Here is a 20,723-nt window from a genome sequence, read left to right on the forward strand (position 1 = left end):
ATTAATCCCCCGCCGCGCGGCCTTTGAGGGCGACGATGCCCTTGGGCCGGAACTGGATGAAAAGGATGATGAAGAGGATCATGTAGGTCTGGGCCGCCAGCGTGTTGGACGGGTTCAGCCATTCGATCCATTTCTGCAGCGTGCCGATCATGCCCGCCCCCGCCAGCGTGCCCCAGACATTGCCGACACCGCCCACAACCACGGTCATGAAGCTCTGCACGATATAGTCCGAGCCCATCTCGGAGGTGACTTTAGCGTAAAGCCCGATGGCCACACCGGCGATGCCCGCGATGCCGGAGCCCAGACCAAAGGTCAGCATGTTGATCTTGTCGGGGTTGATCCCCATGGAGGACGCCATGCGCGGATTTTGGGTGACCGCACGGACCTCAAGTCCCAGCCGGGTTTTCTTGAGGATGAAGAGCAGCAGGCCAAGGAACAGCACCGCCAGCACAAAGATCGCGATGCGGATATAGGCGATCTGGATCACGTCATTGATCACCCAGGCCCCATCAAGCCAGCCCGGCGAGGTGAGCGGGCGTGCCTGTGTGCCAAAGATGTTCTTGGCCAGCTGTTGCAGCGCGATGGAGATGCCGAAGGTGGCCAGAAGCGTCTCAAGCGGGCGGTGATAAAGCCAGCGGATCACCAGCCGCTCCATCGCCACGCCTGCGCCGAAGGTCACGGCAAAGGCCAGCGGCAGCGCTACAATGAGCGAGAGCGTGTAATCGGGGATGAAGAGCTGCACCACATATCCGGTGTAGGCACCCATCATGATGAACTCGCCATGGGCCATATTGATGACCCCCATCACGCCAAAGGTGATGGCAAGGCCGATGGCCGCTAGAAAATAGATCGAGGCGAGTGAAATGGCGTCCAGACCAAGGTCAGCGGCCTGGCTCATCGCAACGCGGGTTTCGACCGTCTCCTGCGTCGCCTTGGCCGCATCGGTCACGTCGCTGTCTTTCTCGTCATAAACCTCGGCAAAGGTCCATTCGGACACCAGCGCCGGGACATCAGTAGCGCGTGGCGGGGCAACACCCTGTTCGGCCAGCGCGTCATAGGCACGATACCGCATGTCCCAATTGTCCATGGCGGCCAGCGCGATACCGCCCGCGCGACCCCCGTCCACATTGGCCCCGATGATGGCCAGCACGTCCTCTTGCGTCACAATCGGGGGAAGTCCCGCCTCGTCCACGAGGATTTCATAGGCGGCGTGTACACTCAGCTCTTCGTCCTCGCCCGGAGTCACAATCCGCGCGAGGTTCATGCTGTCGGTCGGCTCCTGCGTCGCCACCAGTTTGGTGCGCAGGATCTGCGACAGCACGGCGCGGCCATCGACGCTCAGATCATCGGACAGGTTTTCAATCGCTGTCACGCGGTCCCCGGTCGTCTTGCCAAACCGCGCAACCAGGTAATTCGCCAGCCGCTCCTTGCGCAGGCGCAGGGAGGGTCCGGTTTCGCCTTCGATAGAGCGTTTGAGCGGCTCAAGCTGGGACGCATCGAGATTGCGGGAAATGGCGTCCAGCGCATCGGCGCGGCGGGCCGGATCAGGGTCCGAGAGCTGGAACTGTACCAGCGCCTCGCCAATGGCCTTGCGCACGCCGCCATTGGGCTTGATCTGCGCCATCGCGTCCTCGGCGACGCCTTCTGTGACAATTTCTCGGGTCTCGATATCCAGAAGAGTCAGCGCATCGCCGCTTTCCTGAACGTAAAAGAACATCTCATCACCAGTGCGCTGATAGACCTCTTTTTCCTGCCAGTTTTGCAGGAATTGCGACAGGGCCGGATGACCCGAGGCCACCAGCGCATCCAGCACCGGGCCCACGGATTTCCGCTTGGGCTTGGCAATCTCGTCCTTGTGGACCTGAAGAAGCGATTGGAGATCCTGGGCCAGACCCGCCACCGGCAGGCACAAGAGCATCAGGACCGTGAAGAGCACACGGAGCATGACCGGCTTTCATTCAAAAACTTTGGGGGATGGGGCCCGCGAAACCGCGGACCCCGGTCTGTCAGTCGCGGATCAGTAGTTGGATTTGATCTGCACGCAGCTTTCGGTTTCGGTGTTGTACATCCCGCAACCCAGCTCTTTCCAATCGGATTTGAGCACTGCCGATTCCGGCAGGAAGTCGGTCCAGGCATCACCCGGCACTTCCGAAGTTTGGGAGATGATGTCGAACTGGCCATCGGCCTGAATTTCACCGATCAGGACCGGCTTGGACAGGTGATGGTTTACCAGCATCTCGGCAGTGCCGCCGGTCAGGTTCGGGAAGGTCTGGCCATACATGGCGTCACGCACGGCATCGACATCGGTGGTCTCGGCATCGGTGACCGCGTTCACCCACATGTTGAAGCCGATATAGTGGGCTTCCATCGGGTCATTGGTCACGCGCTCTTCGCCCATGCGGGCCTTCCAAGTGGCGATGAATTCGGCATTGGCGTCAGTTTCAGCCGATTGGAAGTAGTTCCACGCCGCGAGATGGCCGACGAGGTTCGAGGTGTCGAGACCCGACAGCTCTTCTTCACCCACGGAGAACGCCACAACCGGGATATCGTCCGCAGACACGCCCGCAGCCGCCAGTTCCTTGTAGAAGCCGATATTGGCGTCGCCATTGATGGTCGAGATCACGCCCACCTGCTTGCCATCTTCGCCCAGCGCCACGACGTCCGCCACGATAGTGGCCCAGTCGGAATGACCAAAGGGCGTGTAGTTCACAAAGATGTCCTCTTCGGCGATACCCTTGGATTTCAGATAGCTTTCAAGGATGTTGTTGGTGGTGCGGGGATAGACATAGTCGGTGCCCAGAAGCGCGAATTTCTCGACGCCCAGTTCCTCAAGGAAGTAATCCGTGGCCGGGATCGCCTGCTGGTTGGGGGCGGCACCGGTGTAGAACACGTTCTTGGAGCTTTCCTCGCCCTCATACTGCACCGGGTAGAACAGCAGGCCGTTGAGTTCTTCGATCACCGGCAAGACGGATTTCCGCGACACGGAGGTCCAGTTGCCAAAGATCACGTCGACTTCATGCACGGTCAGAAGCTCGCGGGCTTTCTCGGCAAAGAGCGGCCAGTCCGAGGCCGGATCGACGACAACCGCCTCAAGCTCACAGCCCAGCACGCCGCCCTTGGCGTTTTGCTGCTCGACCAGCATTTCCATCGTGTCTTTCAGCGTGGTCTCGGAAATCGCCATAGTACCGGACAGCGAATGCAGCACACCCACCTTGATCGGGCAATCGGCGGCAAAGGCGGGCGCGGCGGCAAACATGCCAAGCGCTGCGATACTAGTCATGGTTTTTGTGAAACGGGTCATATCTCTTTGTCTCCCGCGAGGCGTCCCGGCATTGCGCAGCACTGCGCCTGAGCCTAGGGTCCATCCCCGCAACATAAGTGTTGCAAATCGTGTGGCGGCCGGAGCGAAGGCCAATTCAATTCGGTCGTCACACACCCTGTTGCCGATTGGGTCCCCCCGGGTTGGCATGGGCAGGCTCAGAAATTCTGCATTGCGGCGTAGGGATCAATTCAGACGACCTGAATTAACGAATTTTCCAGACAATTGCCTAATCGTTAAGCATTAACTGCGCACAATGCCCAATAATTGATCTCACGACCCGAGTCTCAGCACAGATGGGCTGGCGAATCTGGCCATCTTTTAAGCGCTCATGCTCAAAGCGCTGCAGAACACAGCTTTCTGCGGAGACCCGCCATCACCCTTCTGAGCCCCGATACGCCGATTGCCGCCACCCCGGTCCAGCCCCGGACCCGTGGCACGGTCACCCTGTCCGCCAAACGGCTGGGTCCGCGCAGCGTCATCGACGGGCTGCGCCAGTCGGGCTCTTACAAGGCGCTGTTCCCGCGCACGGGCGACATGCTGCAATCGATCCTGATCAACACCTCCGGCGGCGTGACCGGCGGCGACAGGCTGGCGCTTGAGGCCGGGGTCGGCGTCGGTGCAGCGCTCAGCCTGACCACGCAAGCGGCGGAGCGCGCCTATCGGTCCCTGGACGGATCACCGGGACAGGTCTGCAGCCGGATCACGGTGGGAGACGAGGCGCTGCTCCACTGGCTGCCGCAGGAGCTTATCCTCTATGAGGGCTGCGCACTGAGGCGAACGCTTGAGATCGACCTGACCCTGTCCTCCCGCCTCCTCATGGTGGAACCGGTCATTTTTGGCCGGGTCGCCATGGGCGAGGTCGTGACCTCCGGTGCATTCCATGACGATATCACCGTGCGCCGCGCCGGGCGGCAGCTTTATCGCGATGCAACCCGGCTGAGCGGCGATATCACAGCGCGGCTCGCCCGTCCCGCCGTGGCGAGTGGCGCAAAGGCCATGGCGAGCCTGCTCTTTGTCGATCCGCGCGCCGAGGCGCTGTTGCCGCGCATTCGGGACATGATGCCCGAGACCGGCGGCGCGAGCCTGCTGGCCGCCGATGTTCTGACCCTTCGCCTGCTGGCCGAAGACAGCCACGCGCTGCGCCAGCACCTGCTGCCCGTACTGGACCTGTTGTCGGATGACACGCTTCCCGTTTCCTGGAGACTTTGAAACATGAACCTGACCCCCCGAGAAAAGGACAAGCTGTTGGTGGCAATGGCCGCCCAAGTGGCGCGCAAGCGGCTGGAACGCGGCGTGAAGCTGAACCACCCCGAGGCCATTGCGTTGATCACCGATGCGGTGGTCGAGGGCGCGCGCGACGGGCGCAGCGTGGCCGACATGATGGAGGCTGGGGCGCAGGTCATCAGCCGCGATCAATGCATGGAAGGCATCCCCGAGATGATCCACGAGGTACAGGTCGAGGCGACCTTTCCCGATGGCACCAAGCTGGTGACGGTGCACAACCCGATCCGTTGAATTTTGCCTATTTGAAAAAGAGAAGAAGGACAAAGAGCGATGACACCCAAGATTCTGGGCCTGATGGCCGCTGTTTCCGCCACGCCTGCCCTCGCCCATTCCGGGGCGCATCTGCACCCGCATGGCTCCGGTGACTGGCTCACCGTTGCTCTGGCGCTGGGGTTGATTGCCCTGGCGGCGGCGATCTGGGTGCGCAAATGATCCCCGGAGAGCTCCTTCCGGCGGAGGGCATGCTGACGCTTAATGCGGGGCGGACCGCACGGCGGGTCATGGTGGCCAATACCGGCGACCGCCCCGTGCAAGTGGGGTCGCATTACCATTTTGCCGAGGCCAACCCGGCGCTGGACTTTGACCGGCATACCGCGCTGGGGATGCGGCTGGACATTCCGGCAGGCACCGCCGTGCGCTTTGAACCGGGTCAGCGGCGCGAGGTGACCTTGGTGCCCTATATGGGGCGGCGGCACATCTACGGCTTTAACCAACATATCATGGGAGAGCTCCAGAATGCCTGGCAAGATCGCACGGAGTGACTATGCCGCCATGTTCGGCCCCACCGTCGGCGACCGGGTGCGGCTGGCGGATACGGACCTGATCATCGAGGTCGAACAGGACCTGATCGTGGAGCGCGCCACCGCGGCGCAGTTCAGCGAGACCGGCCATCGCGAGTTGGTTTACGGCGAAGAGGTCAAGTTCGGCGGCGGCAAGGTGATCCGCGACGGCATGGGCCAGTCTCAGGTCACACGCGCGGGCGGCGCGGTGGATACCGTGATCACCAATGCGCTGATCGTGGACTATACCGGGATCATCAAGGCCGATGTGGGGTTGAAAGACGGCCGCATCGTGGGGATCGGCAAGGCGGGTAACCCGGATACGCAGCCCGGCGTGGATATAATCGTCGGCCCCGGGACCGAGGCGATTGCAGGCGAGGGCCGTATCCTCACCGCCGGGGGTTTTGACAGCCATATCCATTTCATCTGCCCGCAGCAGATCGAGGATGCGCTGCATTCCGGGCTGACCACCATGCTGGGCGGCGGCACCGGCCCAGCGCATGGCACGCTGGCCACCACCTGCACGCCGGGGCCCTGGCATATCGGGCGGATGCTGCAGGCGGCGGATGCCTTTCCGATGAACCTGGCCTTTGCGGGCAAGGGCAATGCCTCGTTGCCTGCCGCGCTGGAGGAACAGGTCAAGGCCGGGGCCTGTGCGCTCAAGCTGCACGAGGATTGGGGCACGACGCCGGGCGCGATTGATTGCTGCCTGTCGGTGGCGGATGCCATGGATGTGCAGGTGATGATCCATACCGATACGCTCAATGAAAGCGGTTTCGTGGAGAATACCGTCGCGGCGATGAAGGGTCGGACCATCCACGCCTTCCATACCGAGGGCGCGGGCGGCGGCCATGCGCCGGATATCATCAAGATCTGCGGCGATGCGAATGTGCTGCCCTCCTCCACCAACCCGACGCGGCCATTTACCGTGAACACGATCGAAGAGCATCTCGATATGCTTATGGTTTGCCACCATCTGGACAAGTCGATCCCCGAGGATGTGGCCTTTGCCGAAAGCCGTATCCGACGCGAGACGATTGCGGCGGAGGATATCCTGCATGACATGGGCGCGTTTTCGATCATCGCGTCGGACAGTCAGGCGATGGGCCGGGTGGGTGAGGTGCTGATCCGCACCTGGCAAACCGCCGACAAGATGAAGAAGCAGCGCGGGCGGTTGCCGGAGGAGACCGGCGATAACGACAATATGCGCGTGCGCCGTTACATCGCCAAATACACCATCAACCCGGCGATTGCGCATGGGATCAGCCAAGAGATTGGCTCGATCGAAGTGGGCAAGCGCGCCGATCTGGTGCTGTGGAACCCGGCGTTTTTCGGGGTGAAGCCGGAGATGGTGCTTTTGGGCGGAACGATTGCGATGGCCCAGATGGGCGATCCGAACGCGTCCATCCCCACGCCGCAGCCAGTCTATTCGCGGCCCATGTTCGGAGCCTATGGCCGCTCGGTGGAACATTCCGCCGTCACCTTTGTCAGCGCCGCAGCGCAGGCCGAGGGGATCGGTGATGCGCTGGGGCTGGCGAAACAGACGCTGGCGGTGCAGAACACCCGCGAGATCGGCAAGCGTGATCTGAAGCTGAACACCCATCTGCCGCAGATCGAGGTGCATCCCGAGACCTACGAGGTGCGCGCCGATGGCGAATTGCTGACCTGCCAGCCGGCCGAGGAACTGCCGATGGCACAGCGGTATTTCCTGTTTTGAGGGGTCGGATGGCAGCGCCGTTCTGGCCCCCTACCCCGCCCGATACGCCAGTATCGGGCACGCGTCCGCCCGCCCAATGGCGGGCGCGTTCCGCGCCCACCCGGTCGGACGCTCAGCGCTGCGTTCCACCGTCATGACAGAGGATTTGAAATGAACATCTCCCAGGAAATCCTGCGCCACCATCATGGCGAAACGACAGATCGCGTCACCCTGACCTATGAGGACCGTTTCCTGCGTCGCAGCAAACTGACCACCGAAACCGGCGAAAGCTTTGTCGTCGATCTGGAGCAGACCACATCGCTCAATCACGGCGATGCGCTGAGGCTCGACGATGCGCGTTGTATTGCCATCGTGGCCGCGGCCGAGCCGCTGACCGAAGTGAAGGGCGCGCATCTGTTGCGGCTGGCCTGGCATATCGGCAACCGCCACATGCCCTGTCAGATCGAAGCGGACCGCCTGCTGATCCAGCGCGATCACGTGATCCGCGACATGCTGGAGAAGCTGGGGGCGGAGCTGACCGATGTGGTCGAACCTTTCACCCCCGAGGGCGGGGCCTATGGTCATGGACGGACCCATTCTCATGCCCATTGACCCCCGTCTTCTGACGCTCACACAATGGCTGTCTCCGGCCTATCCGACCGGGGCCTTCGTCTGGTCGCACGGGCTGGAACAGGCGGTGGCCGAGCGCTGGGTGCGGGACGGGAACAGCCTTTATGACTGGCTTTTTGATGTGCTTTGCGATGGCTCGGGCCGGGGCGAGGCGATCTGGATCGCGCGAGCTTTTGAGGCCGAGGGCGACGAGGCGCTTTGTGCAATCGACGCCGAGGCCCGCGCCTTTGCCCCGTCGCGCGAACGGCTGCGCGAGGCGGAGCGGCAGGGCGCGGCCTTTGCCCGGGTGACGCGCGAAGTGTGGGAACTCGACCTGCCCGACCTGCTTATGCCGGTAGCGTTGGGCCGGGCGGCAAAACTCGTGGACCTGCCGCTCGACACCACCATCACGCTTTATCTGCAAAGCTTCTGCTGCAATCTCGTCTCAGCCGCCCAGCGTCTCATGCCGCTGGGCCAGACCGAGGCTCAGGCGGTGCTGGCGCGGCTCAGCCCAATTTGCGGGCAGACCGCAGAGGAAGCACGCGGTGGTGCGCTCTGGTCCAACGCGTTCCTGTCGGACATCGCGGCAATGAAACATGAAACCCTCGAACCAAGGCTTTTTCAGTCATGACCAAAATGAACGGCCCTCTTCGTATCGGCATCGGCGGACCGGTTGGCGCGGGCAAGACCACGCTCACTGCCCGGCTGGCCGAGGCTCTCAAGGATCACTTTTCCATCGGCGTGATCACCAATGACATCTACACGCAGGAAGACGCCGAGGCGCTGATGCGCATGCAGATCCTGCCGGGCTCCCGCGTGATCGGGGTGGAAACCGGCGGCTGCCCGCATACGGCGATCCGTGAGGATGCCTCGATCAACCTCGCCGCCGTGGCCGAGATGGTGGAACGGCACCCGGACGTGGAAATCGTACTGATCGAGTCGGGCGGCGACAACCTGTCGGCCACGTTCAGCCCGGAACTGGCGGACCTGACGCTTTACGTGATCGACGTGGCGGCGGGCGAGGAAATCCCGCGCAAGGGCGGGCCGGCGATCACCCGTTCGGACCTGCTCATTATCAACAAGACCGATCTTGCCCCCCATGTCGGGGCCTCTCTGGAGGTCATGGAGCGTGATGCGACGCGGATGCGGTCGGGACGACCTTTTGTGTTTACTGCGCTGCGCAAAGGGGACGGCGTGCAAGAGGTTGTATCGGCAATCTGTGACACGGCCGGTTTGCAGATGCCTGCGTTGGAACAGGTTTAGGGGGCTCTACCCCCGTCGCTTCGTGCAGGTCTCCGACCCTTCGGCGCTGAGATTGATCCCCCGGATCAATCTCCGGGCGCGCCTCAGCCCCCGAGGTATTTTCAAACAGAAGAAGATGCGGGGCGAGGTCAGGTGGCTACGAAGACGCTCAGAGCCAAAAGCCCGGCGATCTCGCCACTCTGCTGGCTGGCGCCAAGTACATCGCCGGTCTGGCCGCCGATCTGGCGTTTGGCGAGCAGCGCGATGAACCCGCCACCGGCCAGCACGGCGGCACCGATGGGCAACCAGAGAACTCCGCCGAGGATGAGCCCACCCGCCTGTCCGAGCATCAGCGCGATGGCAAGCGCCAGTGCCGAGACGCCGCCCGCGCTGCGCCCCAGCCCATTGTCGCGCGCTGGTGGAAGCGCCCAAAGCCACAGCGCCATGCCGGCGCGGCTTGCCATCGCCATGGCGACAAGGCCCGCAATGGCAATGCCGGGATCAGGCAGCGCCGCGATGAGTGACACGCGCAGCGCCACGGACAGGACAAGCGCCAGCACCCCATAGGTGCCGATGCGGCTGTCGCGCATGATCTCGAGCTTACGCTCCTTGTCCGGACCGCCGCCGAACCCGTCGGCCAGATCGGCCAGGCCGTCCTCATGCATGGCACCAGTGGCCAGTGCCAGCGCGCAGATCGCCATCAAAACCGCGACGAGGGACGGCAAGCCCAGCAACCAGGCCGCATAATACACCGCACCTGCAATCGCGCCGACCAGCGCCCCCACCAGGGGCCAGGCCCAGACCGTTGCCGCCATTGCGGGCGCGTCGCCACCGATCCGCCCCGCAGGCAGCCGCGTCAGCAGCATCACCGCGATTTGCAGCTCGGCAAGACGCGCGCGCAGGTTCATGCGTCGGAGACCCCCGCCTCGGCAAAGGTGGCCATGCCGTTGTGGCATTCCAGCGCCGCGCGCAGAACGCCCAGCGCGAGGGCGGCACCGGACCCTTCGCCCAGACGCATGTCAAAGGACAGGACCGGCTCCTTGCCCATGTCATCCAGCAGACGGCGATGCCCCGGCTCGGCGCTCAGGTGGCCGACAAGGCAATGCGCGAGCAGGTCAGGATCGACGTGATGAAGCGGCGCGGTGGCGGCAGTACAGATGAACCCGTCCAGAATGACCGGGATACGGGCCGCGCGGGCCGCAAGCACCGCACCACAGATCGCCGCCTGTTCCCGACCGCCCAGCGCCGCCAGCACCGCGCCACCATCGTTCAATTCGTCCGCGTGCAGCGCGAGGCCACGGGCAATCGCATCCACCTTGCGCGCGATGCCGTCACTGTCCGATCCGGTGCCCGGCCCGACCCACTCCGCCACATCGCCACCAAACACAGCCGCCGCCAGCGCCGCCGCAACCGTGGAATTGCCGATCCCCATTTCACCGAGGATCAGCACATCGGCCGTCGGATCGACAGCGGCGGCCCCGCGATTGAGCGCCTCCAGCGTTTCGGCCTCGGTCATGGCGGGACCTGTGGTGAAATCGGCGGTCGGCGTTTCAAGATCCAGCGCCACAACCGAAAGCTCGGCCCCATTGGCCCGGCACAGCTGATTGATCGCCGCGCCGCCGGCCTGAAAATTGCCGACCATCTGAGCGGTGACTTCCTGCGGATAGGGGTTCACCCCTTGCGCGCAGATGCCGTGATTGCCCGCGAAAACCAGCGCCTGCGCCCGCTTGATCACCGGCTTTTCCGCCCCGCGCCAGCCCGCCATGAAGATCGCCAGCGCCTCAAGCCGGCCCAGAGATCCCGGCGGCTTGGTCAGCGTGGTCTGACGGGCGGTTGCAGCATCACGCGCCGCAGCGTCCAGCACGGGCAGCGTCGGCGCAAGCCCAACAAGATCGGACAAATCGGTCAGGTGAAAGGGAGTATGGGCCATGCGAGGTCTTTCTCTGATATCTGCGGCGCAAGCCCGGGGCTTGCTCTTGGGCGGCAGAAAAAGCAGATATCGGGTCAGTGTGAAAGAGGGAAACCGGCCATGACGGGCCCGCAACCGACCGAATTGACCCTGATCCGCCATGCGCCTGTCAAAAGCGATGGCCGCGCCTATGGGCGGCGCGATGTCGACGCGGATTGCAGCGACGCGGCGCGGTTTGAGGCGATGCGCGCCCGCCTTGGCCCGCCCGGCCGCGTTCTGCACAGCCCGGCGCGCCGCTGTGTTCAGACCCTGCAGGCGATCTGGCCCGATGCGGCGGGCACACCGGAGGCGGCTTTCTGGGAACAGGATCTGGGCGATTGGGAAGATCGCCCCTATGCCGACCTGCCCGATCTGGGGCCATTGTCGCGCGCGGCACTGGCGGCCTATCGCCCTGAGAATGGCGAAAGCTTTGACGATCTCTGCGCCCGCGTTGCCCCGGCGCTGAACTCGGCGTCGCAGGGTGGGTCGGCGGTGATCATCGCCCATGCCGGGACTATCCGCGCGGCGCTGGGGCTGGCGCTGGAGGCACAGGCGGCGGCGCTGGCCTTTGAGATTGCGCCACTGTCCATCACCCGGCTTGGCATGCTGTCCGATGGCACGCTTATCATTCGCAGCGTGAATGAAACGGCGTAGCGACTGGCAGGTTCAGACCGGCGAGGCCCCCGGTTTGACCTGTATCGGATAGCCCGACACGCAGAGCCAGAGCTCGTCACAAACCCCGGCCACGGTCTGGTTCAGCCATCCCGCCGCATCGCGAAACTCGCGGGCAAGCTTGTTCTCCGGCACGATGCCCATGCCGACCTCGTTGGTGACAAACACCACAGGCGCGCGTTGCGCGGGCAGCGCGTCCACCAGACGCTGCCCCTCGGCCCGCCAATCCGCCCCGCCCAGCATCAGATTGGTCAGCCACAGCGTCAGGCAATCCACCAGACGCGGGTCGCCGCCATCGCTGTGCGTCAGCGCATCCACCAAGTCCAGCGGCGCGTGAATGTCAGACCATTCCGGCCCGCGCCGCGCCCTGTGCGCCGCGACCCGCGCAGCCATTTCGTCGTCATAGACTTCGGACGTGGCGATATAGACCGCCCGCCCCGAGACGCTCAGCGCCATTTTTTCGGCGAACGCTGACTTGCCAGAGCGCGCGCCACCGGTGATGAGTATCGACTTTTCCATGGGGCCATGAAAAAGCAGGTCACCGAGGAAAAGGAAAGCGCAACGTGCACAGACCCGGGATCATCGTTCAGGGCCATTTCGGTGAATGGCTGCAGGGCCGGATCGGCCCGGACGGGCCTGTGGCACTGGTCACCATGGCCTGTCCGGTGATGAGCGTGCGTGTGGCGGGCCACGGCCTGCACGTGACCGAGCTGTTTTCAACGTCTCAGCTTGAGACGTTTCGGGATGCGCTTGGCATCACGTCCCCCTGGCCCGCGGTGGCCTGTGACATCCCGCTGGGCGCGGGTGCGGGGGCTTCGACCGCCTGTCTTGTCGCCGCGGCGCGTGGGGCGGGGTTTGACGGGTCGGACGAGGCGCTGGCCCGCGCCTGTCTGGCCACCGAGGGTGCCAGCGATCCGCTGATGTTCGATGCGGCAGACCGGCTGCTCTGGGCATCACGCGTCGGCACCGTCTTATACCAGATGTCCCCACCCCCGGCCTGCGAGGTGGTGGGCGGGCTTTGGGGACCATCACAACGCACCGATCCTGCCGATACGCATTTTCCCGATATTGGCGACCTGGTCGACGACTGGAAAGCCGCGACATCACAGGGTGATCTGGCCATGGCGGCAGGCGTTGCCAGCCTGTCCGCCGCGCGCTGCACCGCGCTGCGCGGCCCGGAGGACCCGATGCCCGAACTTGCCGCCTCGCTTGGAGCCCTGGGGCACGCGCGCGCGCATACCGGCTCGGCCCGCGCATTGATCTTTGCGCCCGGCACGGCGCCCGACGACGCGGGCGACCGGCTGCGCGCGGCTGGGCTTCGCAACGTGATCCGCTTTGCCACCGGGGGCGCGGCATGAGTTTTGCAGCCATGATGCTGGTGGGGTTTGTCATTGATCTCTGCATCGGCTGGCCACGCGCGCTGTTTGCCCGGATCGGCCATCCGGTGACATGGCTGGGGGCGGTGATCTCGTGGCTGGAGACGCGGTTGAATACCGGGACCGGCCAGAGACGGTTCTTGACCGGAACGACCTGTACCGTGCTCAGCATTCTGGCCGCCCTGATCCCTTCGGTGGCCCTTCAATGGGCCCTGCCGGACGGGCCGCTTGGCTGGCTGATTGGCGGAGCGCTCGCCTGGCCCCTGATCGCCACCCGCGCGATGCATGACCATGTGGCCGCCGTGGCGCGCCCGCTCATACAGGGTGATCTGCCCGGCGCGCGCCATGCGGTGTCGATGATCGTCGGGCGCGATCCGGCGCAGCTTGACACGCCCGCGATTGCCCGCGCCGCCACCGAAAGCCTGGCCGAGAACACATCTGACGGCATCGTCGCGCCGGTGTTCTGGGGGGTCGTGGCGGGCCTGCCCGGCATTGCCACCTACAAGGCGATCAACACGCTCGATTCGATGATCGGGCACCGCAATGACCGCTATGAGCAGTTCGGTAAAGTCGCCGCGCGGCTTGACGATCTGGTCAATCTGGTTCCCGCCCGGCTGACCGGGGGGGTGTTTGCATTGGCAGCCCTCCGCCACATGCCCCGCGCGCTGCGCGTCATGCTGCGCGACGCGGGCCAACACCGCTCGCCCAATGCGGGCTGGCCCGAGGGGGCGATGGCGGGCGCATTGGGCATTCGCCTGTCCGGACCGCGCATCTATGGTACAGAACGGGTCGAAGACCCCTGGTTGAACGCCGGAATGCCCGATCCCACGCCGCAGGACCTGAGCCGCGCCTTGTCGCTTTACCGTCGCGCCATGGCGTGTCTGGCGCTTGCGCTTCTGGCGCTTTCCTTGTTCTAAGGCCGCATGACTCAAAAGCCCCAAACCACGCGCGATCACGGTGGCAATCTTGACGCGGCGATTGCAGCCTTTGGCGGGTCCCGCATGGATTGGATCGACCTGTCCACCGGGATCAATCCCCTGCCCTACCCGGTGCCCGAAATCCCGCCCCACGCCTGGTCCACATTGCCGACGAACGATGCCGTCAAGGCCCTGGAGGACGCCGCCTCCCGAGCCTATGGCACCACGGCAGAGATTGTCGCGCTGGCTGGTGCACAGGCAGCCATCCAGCTAGTGCCGCGGATTGGAAACGGACGCGACGCGCGGGTGCTTGGCCCCACTTATAACGAGCATGCCGCCGCACTTACGGCGCAGGGATGGGATGTCACGACCGTTGATCGTTTCGAGGCGCTGAGGGGCGCGGCGCTGGCCGTGGTGGTCAATCCCAACAACCCCGACGGGCAATGCTGGGCACCCGGCGCGTTGACGGAGCTTGCAGGCGCGGTCGATCTTCTGGTGGTCGATGAAAGCTTTGCCGACCCCTGCTCCGACCTGTCGCTGGCCCCCAAGCTGAGCGATCATCGCAATATTCTGGTTCTGCGTTCCTTTGGGAAATTCTACGGGCTGGCGGGGCTCAGACTTGGCTTCGCGCTGGGATCACGCGCCCATATCGACCGGATCCGCACATTGGCCGGGCCATGGGCGGTGAACGGACCCGCAATTGTCACGGGATGCGCGGCGCTTGAAGACCGGGACTGGACGCAGGCGACACGCGCGCGGCTGACACGCGATGCCGCGCGGCTGGATGCGCTGGCCACGCGCGCGGGCTGGTCGCTGGTGGGCGGGACGCCGCTGTTTCGGACCTATGAAACCGGCGATGCCACCGCCGCGCAGACGCATCTGGCGCGTCATCACATCTGGTCGCGCATCTTCCCTTATTCCCGAACCTGGCTGCGACTGGGCCTGGCCGGACCCGAGACGGATTGGCTGCGGCTGGACCGCGCCCTGTCAGAGCTTGCATGAAACTGACCGAAACCCATCAGACCGCCTTGCAGGACATTCTGACATGGCGTCGCGACATGCGCCATTTCCGCCCCGATCCGCTGCCCGAGGCTGAGCTGGACCACCTGCGCGCTGCCATGGACTGCACCCCTTCAGTCGGCAATGCCCGCCCGTGGCGCGTGCTGCAGGTCCGTGACCCAGGGTTGCGTGCCCGGGTGCGCGCGGATTTCGAACGCTGCAACGGGGCGGCGGCCAAAACCTATGACGACCGCGACCGCGCAGAATACCTGCGCCTCAAACTCGCCGGGTTGGATCAGGCGCCAGAGCATCTGGCCATCTTTACCGAAACCGCCCCGGACGAGGGGCGCGGGCTGGGCCGCCGCACCATGCCGCAAACGCTGGAACACTCCACGGCCATGGCGATCCACGCGCTTTGGCTGATGGCGCGGGCGCGCAATATCGGCGTTGGCATGTTGTCAATCATCGACCCGGAGGCGATGTGCCGCCTGTTCGGGGTGCCGGACACGTGGCGCTTCACGGCCTATCTCTGCGTGGGGTACCCGGAGTTTGATGATGACACCCCCTTGCTGCACCGGAAAGGCTGGCAAAGGAACAAGAGCACGCGTTGGGTGATCCGCTAGGCTCTGGTGTTTGAATCGCGAGACAGGCTTGCCCATTGCAATTGACGCGCCTGCGATGTCCGAGCGGCAGGGAGGGGCGGGTGAAAAGTTGCGTGAAAGGCCCTGAGTGGACGTTCCTGGTGTGTGCGGCCAATGCCGGTTTAGAGCCCGGTGCGGACATCCCTTGCGCGGAGTCAAGGGCGAAGCCCGCCGCGCATCGCGTCGCCATTGTCGCTCGGACCAATGGCGCTCCAATGGCGACCGCCCCCCGGCACGGCCATTTGGCTGCTGCAAGCGCATTGATCTGACCTTTTTCGGATTTTGCAGGCATAAAGCTCTGCCCCACAAACGCAGGATCGCCGCACCGAGGCCCGTCAATGAGCGGCTCGCGCAATGGCAATTCCGTCCCAACTGCCGACATTGGGGCGCGCTGCAGCGATCTTCAGCTTCCCGCCCAACGCGCCGACCAGTCATGTCCGCTCCGGCCCGACACCCGTCATGCGAGGCTCCCGCCGGAACAGCCTGCCGCCCGGCCGTTTGCCCGCGCCCACACAGCCAGCCTGTGTCAGATGCAGTCCGCTACCGCGCCACGCCCAGCAATCCCGCCACGTCCAGATGGGTCTCAAGATGATCGGCCAGCGCATCCAGGGTGGCCTCGACGGCGGCATCATATCCCGTATCCGAGACCTTGGCGCCGAACCCGCCGAGCCAGGCACGGCGGAACCCGTCCTCGGCAAACATGCCGTGCAGGTAGCTGCCCGCCACGCGTCCGTCGCCCGACATGGCCCCTTCGGCCCGCCCGTCCACCTGCGCAAAGGGCCGCGCCCGGTCCGGTCCCTCGGTCTGACCGATATGGATCTCGTAGCCGGAAAACGCCTCGCCGCTGGCCACATGTTGCGCGCGCACCTGCGTAAGGTGTTTGTCGCCGCCCATGCGTGTTTCGACATCCAGAAGCCCCAGCCCCGGCGTCTCGCCCGGTGCGCCTTCGATCCCGTCGGGGTCGGCCACCACGCGACCCAGCATCTGGTAACCACCACAGATGCCCAGCACATGCCCGCCCCGACGGTGATGCGCCAGAATGTCGATGTCCCAGCCCTGCGCGCGCAGATAGTCGAGATCGCCGCGCGTGGATTTGGACCCCGGGAGGATCACCAGATCCGCATCCGCAGGCACCGCCTGCCCCGGCCCCAGCATGGTCAGCCGCACGCCGGGTTCCTGTGCCAACGGGTCGATATCGTCGAAATTGGCAATCCGGCTGAGCCGCAGGCAGACAATGTGAAACCCGCCCGCGCGCACCGGTGCACCGATATCCAGCGCGTCCTCGGCGGGCAGCTTCCACGCCTCGACAAACCACGGCGCGACACCAAAGCCGGGCCAACCGGTGCGCTGCTCAATCATGGCATAGCCGTCATCGAAAAGGCTTGGATCGCCGCGAAACTTGTTGATCAGGAAGCCCTTCACACGCGCAGCGTCGCCCCTATCCATCACCGCCTGCGTGCCGACGATCTGGGCAATCACCCCGCCCCGGTCGATATCCCCGCACAGGATCACAGGCACATCCGCGGCCTCGGCAAAGCCCATATTGGCGATGTCTCCGGGGCGCAGGTTGACCTCGGCCGGGCTGCCCGCGCCTTCGACGATCACCAGATCATGCGCCGCCTTGAGCCGCCCAAAACTCTCCAGAACAGCCCCCATCAGGGTGGGCTTGAGCCGCGCATAGTCCCGTGCGCGGGCGGTGGTATGCCGCCTGCCCTGTACCACCACCTGCGCACCCACATCGGTTTCCGGCTTGAGCAGGACCGGGTTCATATCCGTATGCGGGTCCAGCCCGCAGGCCCGCGCCTGCAAGGCCTGCGCACGGCCTATTTCGCCACCATCCACCGTCACGGCGGCATTGTTGGACATGTTTTGCGGCTTGAACGGCGCCACCGACAGCCCGCGCCGCACCGCCGCACGGCACAGCCCCGCCACGAGCATGGATTTTCCGACATTCGAGCCGGTGCCCTGGATCATCAGTGCGCGGCTCATGGGTTAGCCCTGCTTGGGCAGAAACGCTTCCACCGCCGCCTGCGCCACCACCGTCACCTCGCCGGTATCGGGATTGGTCACGTTCAGCCCGCCCCTGACGGCCCGCACCTCAACCCGCCCCCGTGGCAGGCGTTCGGCCAAAGCCGCGCAATCCACGGCATCGGGGTCGGCCACGGCCACCGTCACCTTCACCTGCATCTCGTCATGGCTCAGCCCCAGCGCACCGAACATCGGAATCGAGGAATGGCGCAAAGCGTCCTCGATGGCCCGCCCGGCGGCTTTGGTATAGTCCTGACCGTGCAGATCATTGCCCATGCCCATCTCGATGATGAAACGCTGCATCACACACCCTCCAAAGCGACGGAGATCGCCACATTGGCCATCACGGTTGGGTTGCCATCCCCATCCGGGCGCGGCACGTCCAGCCCGCCATGGGTGACGGTCACACGGACCTGACCATAGGGGAAGACGCCTGCGACCACCTCTGCATCAACCTTGTCGGGCTGTTGAACGCCAACATCCACGGTGATCCGCATGTCCGTCTTGTCCTTGCCAAACAGCTCGGCCAGATTGATCGAATTGTGCCACAGCGCGTCGCGCACCGCCCGCACCGCCGCTTCGGTATAGTCCTGACGGCGCAGCGATGTGCCCATGCCGAACTCTGTCAACAAACGTTTCACAGAACTTCCCCCTCACCACTCAAGGCGCAACCTGTCCACATGTCCCAACCCGGTCCTTCTTTGGCTCGAAAATATCCCGGGGGGTTTGGGGGGCTGGCCCCCCAAACGGTCGACGCGCGCCAGCGCGGCGAAACCAGACGCTCAAAATTCCACCCCCTTCTGCGCCTTGACCCCATCGCGGAACGGATGCTTGACCAGCGTCATCTCGGTCACCAGATCGGCGGCCTCGATCAGTTCCGGCTTGGCGTTGCGCCCGGTCAGGCAGACATGGGTCATGCGCGGCTTTTCATGGAGCAGGAAGTCCACCACTTCGTCGATATCGAGGTAATCGTAGCGCAGCGCGATATTGATCTCGTCCAGCAGCACGAACTGCACCTCCGGGTCCAAAATCTGCTCTTTTGCAATCCGCCAGCCATTCTGCGCCGCCGCAATGTCGCGCTCACGGTCCTGCGTTTCCCAGGTAAACCCCTCGCCCGAAACGAAGAACCGGCATTCCTCGGCAAAGCGTTCCCGCAGAAATGTCTTTTCCCCGGTGTCCCAGTTGCCCTTGATGAATTGCACCACGGCACAGGGCATGCCATGCGAAATACAGCGCATGATCATCCCGAACCCTGACGAGGATTTGCCCTTGCCCGAGCCGGTATGCACCATGATGAGACCTTTCTCTTCGGTCTTGGTCTCCATCATCCGGTCGCGCGCGGCCTTGATCTTCTTCATCTTCTCGGCGTGGCGGGTGTTCTCGTCTTGCGTCGTCTCGTTGCTCATGGGGCTGTCCTTGCGCTTGACTCGTGAAAGGCTTTCAGTGCATCTGCCATCCTGCTGGTGCCTGTGTAAACAGGTGAAAAGGGAATGTGCCACGCGAGAAGCGACAAGCACAGCCGCCCCCGCGACCGTGACCGGAGAGGTCGCCCCACGCCACTGACGCGCAATGTCGGGAAGGCCGGGCCGCCGACAGGGACAGACCACCCTGACATCCGCAAGCCGGGAGACCTGCCAGCACGAGACGACTTGCAACCGGACGGGGTGTTCCGGTGTCGGGATCGAAGCCCTTCGACAAGAGGGGCATTTCCCGCCATCCTCCCCGCGCCCCAAGGATGGGACGAGGACATGAAAGACACGCATCACGCGGCAGCGACCGAACTGCTGATCTGCGTCAAATGCCGCAAGGGGCAGGACATCCCCGAGGATGACCGCCGCCCCGGCCAAAGGCTTTATGACGAGTTGAGCGCGCGCGAGATGCCCGAGGGCGTCCGCATCACCGCGGTCGAATGCCTGCAAAACTGCGATCACGGCTGCACCGTGGCGCTGCGCGGCGGCGACCGCTGGACCTATGTGTACGGCAATGTCGATGAAGTGTCGCATCCAGACGTGATTCTCGACGGGGCCGCGCGCTATCACGCCACAGGGGACGGGCTGATCCCGTGGCGCGAACGGCCCGAACATTTCAAGCGCAATTGCGTGGCCCGCATTCCCCCCATGACACTCGACACCGCCCCGGAGGCTGACCAACAATGACCGATCTCGCCAAGCTCCCCGTCACCGTGATCACCGGCTTTCTCGGCTCCGGCAAGACCACGCTGATCCGCCATCTGATGCAGAATCCCGGCGGCAAGCGGCTGGCCGTGGTGGTCAATGAATTCGGCGATGTGGGCGTCGATGGCGAGATCCTCAAAAGCTGCGCGATCCCCGATTGCCCGGCGGAAAACATCATGGAACTGGCCAATGGCTGCATCTGCTGCACCGTGGCCGATGATTTCATCCCGACCATTCAGGCGCTCATGGCGCTCGATCCGCGCCCCGATCATATCCTCATTGAGACCTCGGGCCTGGCGCTTCCCAAACCGCTGCTCAAGGCGTTTGACTGGCCCGATATCCGCTCTGCCGTGACGGTGGACGGGGTGATCGCGCTGGCCGATGCCGAGGCCGTGGCGGCGGGCCGTTTCGCGCCCAACGTGGCGGCGGTAGACGCCCAGCGCCTCGCCGACGAGTCCATCGACCATGAAACGCCGCTCTCGGAGGTCTTCGAGGATCAAATCTCCTGCGCCGATATCATCCTTTTGACCAAGCCCGACCTGGCCGGTCCCGAGGGTGTGGCCAAGGCAAAAGAGATCATCGCCGCCGAGGCCCCCCGCCCGCTGCCCGTCGTGGAAGTCGCCGAGGGCGAGGTGGACCCGCGCGTGATCCTCGGACTGGAAGCGGCGGCAGAGGATGACATGGACGCACGGCCCAGCCACCATGATGAACCCCATGACCACGATCACGACGATTTCGAGTCAATCGTCGTGGACATTCCGGAACTGGCCGACCCCGCCCAACTGGTCAGCGCCATCGAAGGGCTGGCGCGCGAGCACAACATCCTGCGCATCAAAGGCTATGCCAGCGTCGCGGGCAAACCCATGCGTCTTCTGGTGCAGGCGGTGGGCGCGCGGGTGCGTCACCAGTATGACCGCCCGTGGAACGCGGGTGAGGCGCGGCAGGGCCGTCTTGTCGTCATCGCCGAACACGACGATATCCGCGCCGACGTGATCCACGCCGCGCTGGGTGCCACGGCGCAGGCCGCAGAATAACC

Annotated in this window: 24 protein-coding genes and 1 riboswitch; of the genes, 15 read left to right on the plus strand and 9 right to left on the minus strand. The window is 64.5% G+C overall.

Annotated elements, in window-relative coordinates:
• Position 1 precedes the first annotated feature (1 nt).
• Positions 2 to 1,945 (minus strand): urea ABC transporter permease subunit UrtB, encoded by a 1,944-nt coding sequence (gene urtB / locus PGB28_RS05945; protein WP_271420580.1) that lies wholly within the window; start codon positions 1,943 to 1,945, stop codon positions 2 to 4.
• Between the two features lie 72 nt (positions 1,946 to 2,017).
• Positions 2,018 to 3,301, minus strand: a complete 1,284-nt coding sequence (urtA, locus tag PGB28_RS05950; protein WP_408636218.1) for an urea ABC transporter substrate-binding protein — start codon at positions 3,299 to 3,301, stop codon at positions 2,018 to 2,020.
• Positions 3,302 to 3,586: 285 nt separating this feature from the next.
• On the opposite strand from urtA, the gene PGB28_RS05955 reads away from it, so the two are divergent.
• From PGB28_RS05955 to ureG, 8 genes are all read left to right on the plus strand, one after another.
• Positions 3,587 to 4,531: an urease accessory protein UreD gene (locus PGB28_RS05955; protein WP_271420582.1), complete on the plus strand. Its 945-nt coding sequence runs from the start codon at positions 3,587 to 3,589 to the stop codon at positions 4,529 to 4,531.
• Positions 4,532 to 4,534: 3 nt separating this feature from the next.
• Positions 4,535 to 4,837, plus strand: a complete 303-nt coding sequence (locus tag PGB28_RS05960) for an urease subunit gamma (protein WP_271420583.1) — start codon at positions 4,535 to 4,537, stop codon at positions 4,835 to 4,837.
• Positions 4,838 to 4,876: 39 nt separating this feature from the next.
• A complete protein-coding gene (locus PGB28_RS05965) occupies positions 4,877 to 5,038 on the plus strand; it encodes a hypothetical protein (RefSeq protein WP_271420584.1) in 162 nt (53 codons plus the stop codon).
• Complete coding sequence (locus tag PGB28_RS05970; RefSeq protein ID WP_271420585.1) at positions 5,035 to 5,367, plus strand: urease subunit beta; 333 nt, start codon at positions 5,035 to 5,037, stop codon at positions 5,365 to 5,367. Before PGB28_RS05965 ends, PGB28_RS05970 begins: the two co-directional genes overlap by 4 nt.
• Positions 5,342 to 7,102: an urease subunit alpha gene (gene ureC / locus PGB28_RS05975; protein ID WP_271420586.1), complete on the plus strand. Its 1,761-nt coding sequence runs from the start codon at positions 5,342 to 5,344 to the stop codon at positions 7,100 to 7,102. The genes PGB28_RS05970 and ureC overlap by 26 nt, the downstream gene beginning before the upstream one ends.
• A 150-nt stretch (positions 7,103 to 7,252) precedes the next feature.
• Positions 7,253 to 7,693, plus strand: a complete 441-nt coding sequence (locus tag PGB28_RS05980) for an urease accessory protein UreE (RefSeq protein WP_271420587.1) — start codon at positions 7,253 to 7,255, stop codon at positions 7,691 to 7,693.
• The gene (locus PGB28_RS05985; RefSeq protein ID WP_271420588.1) at positions 7,683 to 8,321 is read left to right on the plus strand and encodes an urease accessory protein UreF; all 639 of its coding nucleotides are present in this window, start codon (positions 7,683 to 7,685) and stop codon (positions 8,319 to 8,321) included. Before PGB28_RS05980 ends, PGB28_RS05985 begins: the two co-directional genes overlap by 11 nt.
• Entirely contained in the window at positions 8,318 to 8,953 is a 636-nt protein-coding gene (ureG, locus tag PGB28_RS05990; RefSeq protein WP_271420589.1) for an urease accessory protein UreG, read from the plus strand. The genes PGB28_RS05985 and ureG overlap by 4 nt, the downstream gene beginning before the upstream one ends.
• Before the next feature lie 128 nt (positions 8,954 to 9,081).
• On the opposite strand, the gene cobS is transcribed toward ureG, so the two are convergent.
• Entirely contained in the window at positions 9,082 to 9,840 is a 759-nt protein-coding gene (gene cobS, locus PGB28_RS05995; RefSeq protein ID WP_271420590.1) for an adenosylcobinamide-GDP ribazoletransferase, read from the minus strand.
• On the minus strand, positions 9,837 to 10,862 hold the full coding sequence (gene cobT / locus PGB28_RS06000; RefSeq protein ID WP_271420591.1) for a nicotinate-nucleotide--dimethylbenzimidazole phosphoribosyltransferase: 1,026 nt from the start codon (positions 10,860 to 10,862) through the stop codon (positions 9,837 to 9,839). The genes cobS and cobT overlap by 4 nt, the downstream gene beginning before the upstream one ends.
• Before the next feature lie 99 nt (positions 10,863 to 10,961).
• Between cobT and PGB28_RS06005 the strand changes: the two genes are divergently transcribed.
• The gene (locus PGB28_RS06005) at positions 10,962 to 11,534 is read left to right on the plus strand and encodes a histidine phosphatase family protein (protein ID WP_271420592.1); all 573 of its coding nucleotides are present in this window, start codon (positions 10,962 to 10,964) and stop codon (positions 11,532 to 11,534) included.
• A 12-nt stretch (positions 11,535 to 11,546) separates the two neighbouring features.
• Here PGB28_RS06005 and cobU read toward each other — a convergent pair whose 3' ends face one another.
• Positions 11,547 to 12,071 carry a bifunctional adenosylcobinamide kinase/adenosylcobinamide-phosphate guanylyltransferase gene (gene cobU / locus PGB28_RS06010; RefSeq protein WP_271420593.1) on the minus strand — a complete coding sequence of 175 codons (525 nt, stop codon included), beginning with the start codon at positions 12,069 to 12,071 and terminating at the stop codon, positions 11,547 to 11,549.
• A gap of 44 nt (positions 12,072 to 12,115) precedes the next feature.
• Here cobU and PGB28_RS06015 point away from each other — a divergent pair, with 44 nt between their 5' ends.
• Genes PGB28_RS06015 through bluB form a run of 4 tightly spaced genes read left to right on the plus strand, consistent with a single transcriptional unit; the run spans position 12,116 to position 15,467 of the window.
• Positions 12,116 to 12,910, plus strand: a complete 795-nt coding sequence (locus PGB28_RS06015) for a propanediol utilization protein (RefSeq protein ID WP_271420594.1) — start codon at positions 12,116 to 12,118, stop codon at positions 12,908 to 12,910.
• Entirely contained in the window at positions 12,907 to 13,845 is a 939-nt protein-coding gene (gene cbiB, locus PGB28_RS06020; RefSeq protein WP_271420595.1) for an adenosylcobinamide-phosphate synthase CbiB, read from the plus strand. Before PGB28_RS06015 ends, cbiB begins: the two co-directional genes overlap by 4 nt.
• 6 nt (positions 13,846 to 13,851) lie before the next feature.
• Positions 13,852 to 14,847, plus strand: coding sequence for a threonine-phosphate decarboxylase CobD (cobD, locus tag PGB28_RS06025; protein WP_271420596.1), 996 nt, complete (start codon positions 13,852 to 13,854; stop codon positions 14,845 to 14,847).
• Positions 14,844 to 15,467 (plus strand): 5,6-dimethylbenzimidazole synthase, encoded by a 624-nt coding sequence (bluB, locus tag PGB28_RS06030; RefSeq protein ID WP_271420597.1) that lies wholly within the window; start codon positions 14,844 to 14,846, stop codon positions 15,465 to 15,467. The genes cobD and bluB overlap by 4 nt, the downstream gene beginning before the upstream one ends.
• A gap of 558 nt (positions 15,468 to 16,025) precedes the next feature.
• On the opposite strand, the gene PGB28_RS06035 is transcribed toward bluB, so the two are convergent.
• The 4 genes from PGB28_RS06035 to cobO form a co-directional block, all read right to left on the minus strand.
• Positions 16,026 to 17,474, minus strand: coding sequence for a cobyric acid synthase (locus PGB28_RS06035; RefSeq protein ID WP_271420598.1), 1,449 nt, complete (start codon positions 17,472 to 17,474; stop codon positions 16,026 to 16,028).
• Between the two features lie 3 nt (positions 17,475 to 17,477).
• A complete protein-coding gene (locus tag PGB28_RS06040; RefSeq protein WP_271420599.1) occupies positions 17,478 to 17,816 on the minus strand; it encodes a Lin0512 family protein in 339 nt (112 codons plus the stop codon).
• Positions 17,816 to 18,154 carry a Lin0512 family protein gene (locus PGB28_RS06045; protein ID WP_271420600.1) on the minus strand — a complete coding sequence of 113 codons (339 nt, stop codon included), beginning with the start codon at positions 18,152 to 18,154 and terminating at the stop codon, positions 17,816 to 17,818. Before PGB28_RS06045 ends, PGB28_RS06040 begins: the two co-directional genes overlap by 1 nt.
• Positions 18,155 to 18,295: 141 nt before the next feature.
• Entirely contained in the window at positions 18,296 to 18,919 is a 624-nt protein-coding gene (cobO, locus tag PGB28_RS06050) for a cob(I)yrinic acid a,c-diamide adenosyltransferase (RefSeq protein WP_271420601.1), read from the minus strand.
• 38 nt (positions 18,920 to 18,957) lie between these two features.
• A riboswitch (cobalamin riboswitch) is annotated at positions 18,958 to 19,166 on the plus strand.
• A gap of 95 nt (positions 19,167 to 19,261) precedes the next feature.
• On the opposite strand from cobO, the gene PGB28_RS06055 reads away from it, so the two are divergent.
• The gene (locus tag PGB28_RS06055; RefSeq protein WP_271420602.1) at positions 19,262 to 19,669 is read left to right on the plus strand and encodes a DUF1636 domain-containing protein; all 408 of its coding nucleotides are present in this window, start codon (positions 19,262 to 19,264) and stop codon (positions 19,667 to 19,669) included.
• On the plus strand, positions 19,666 to 20,721 hold the full coding sequence (gene cobW, locus PGB28_RS06060) for a cobalamin biosynthesis protein CobW (RefSeq protein ID WP_271420603.1): 1,056 nt from the start codon (positions 19,666 to 19,668) through the stop codon (positions 20,719 to 20,721). Before PGB28_RS06055 ends, cobW begins: the two co-directional genes overlap by 4 nt.
• The last annotated feature ends 2 nt before the right edge of the window (positions 20,722 to 20,723 follow it).

Source organism: Primorskyibacter aestuariivivens, assembly GCF_028023675.1.
In the GTDB taxonomy this organism is placed as follows: Bacteria; Pseudomonadota; Alphaproteobacteria; order Rhodobacterales; family Rhodobacteraceae; genus Marinovum; species Marinovum aestuariivivens.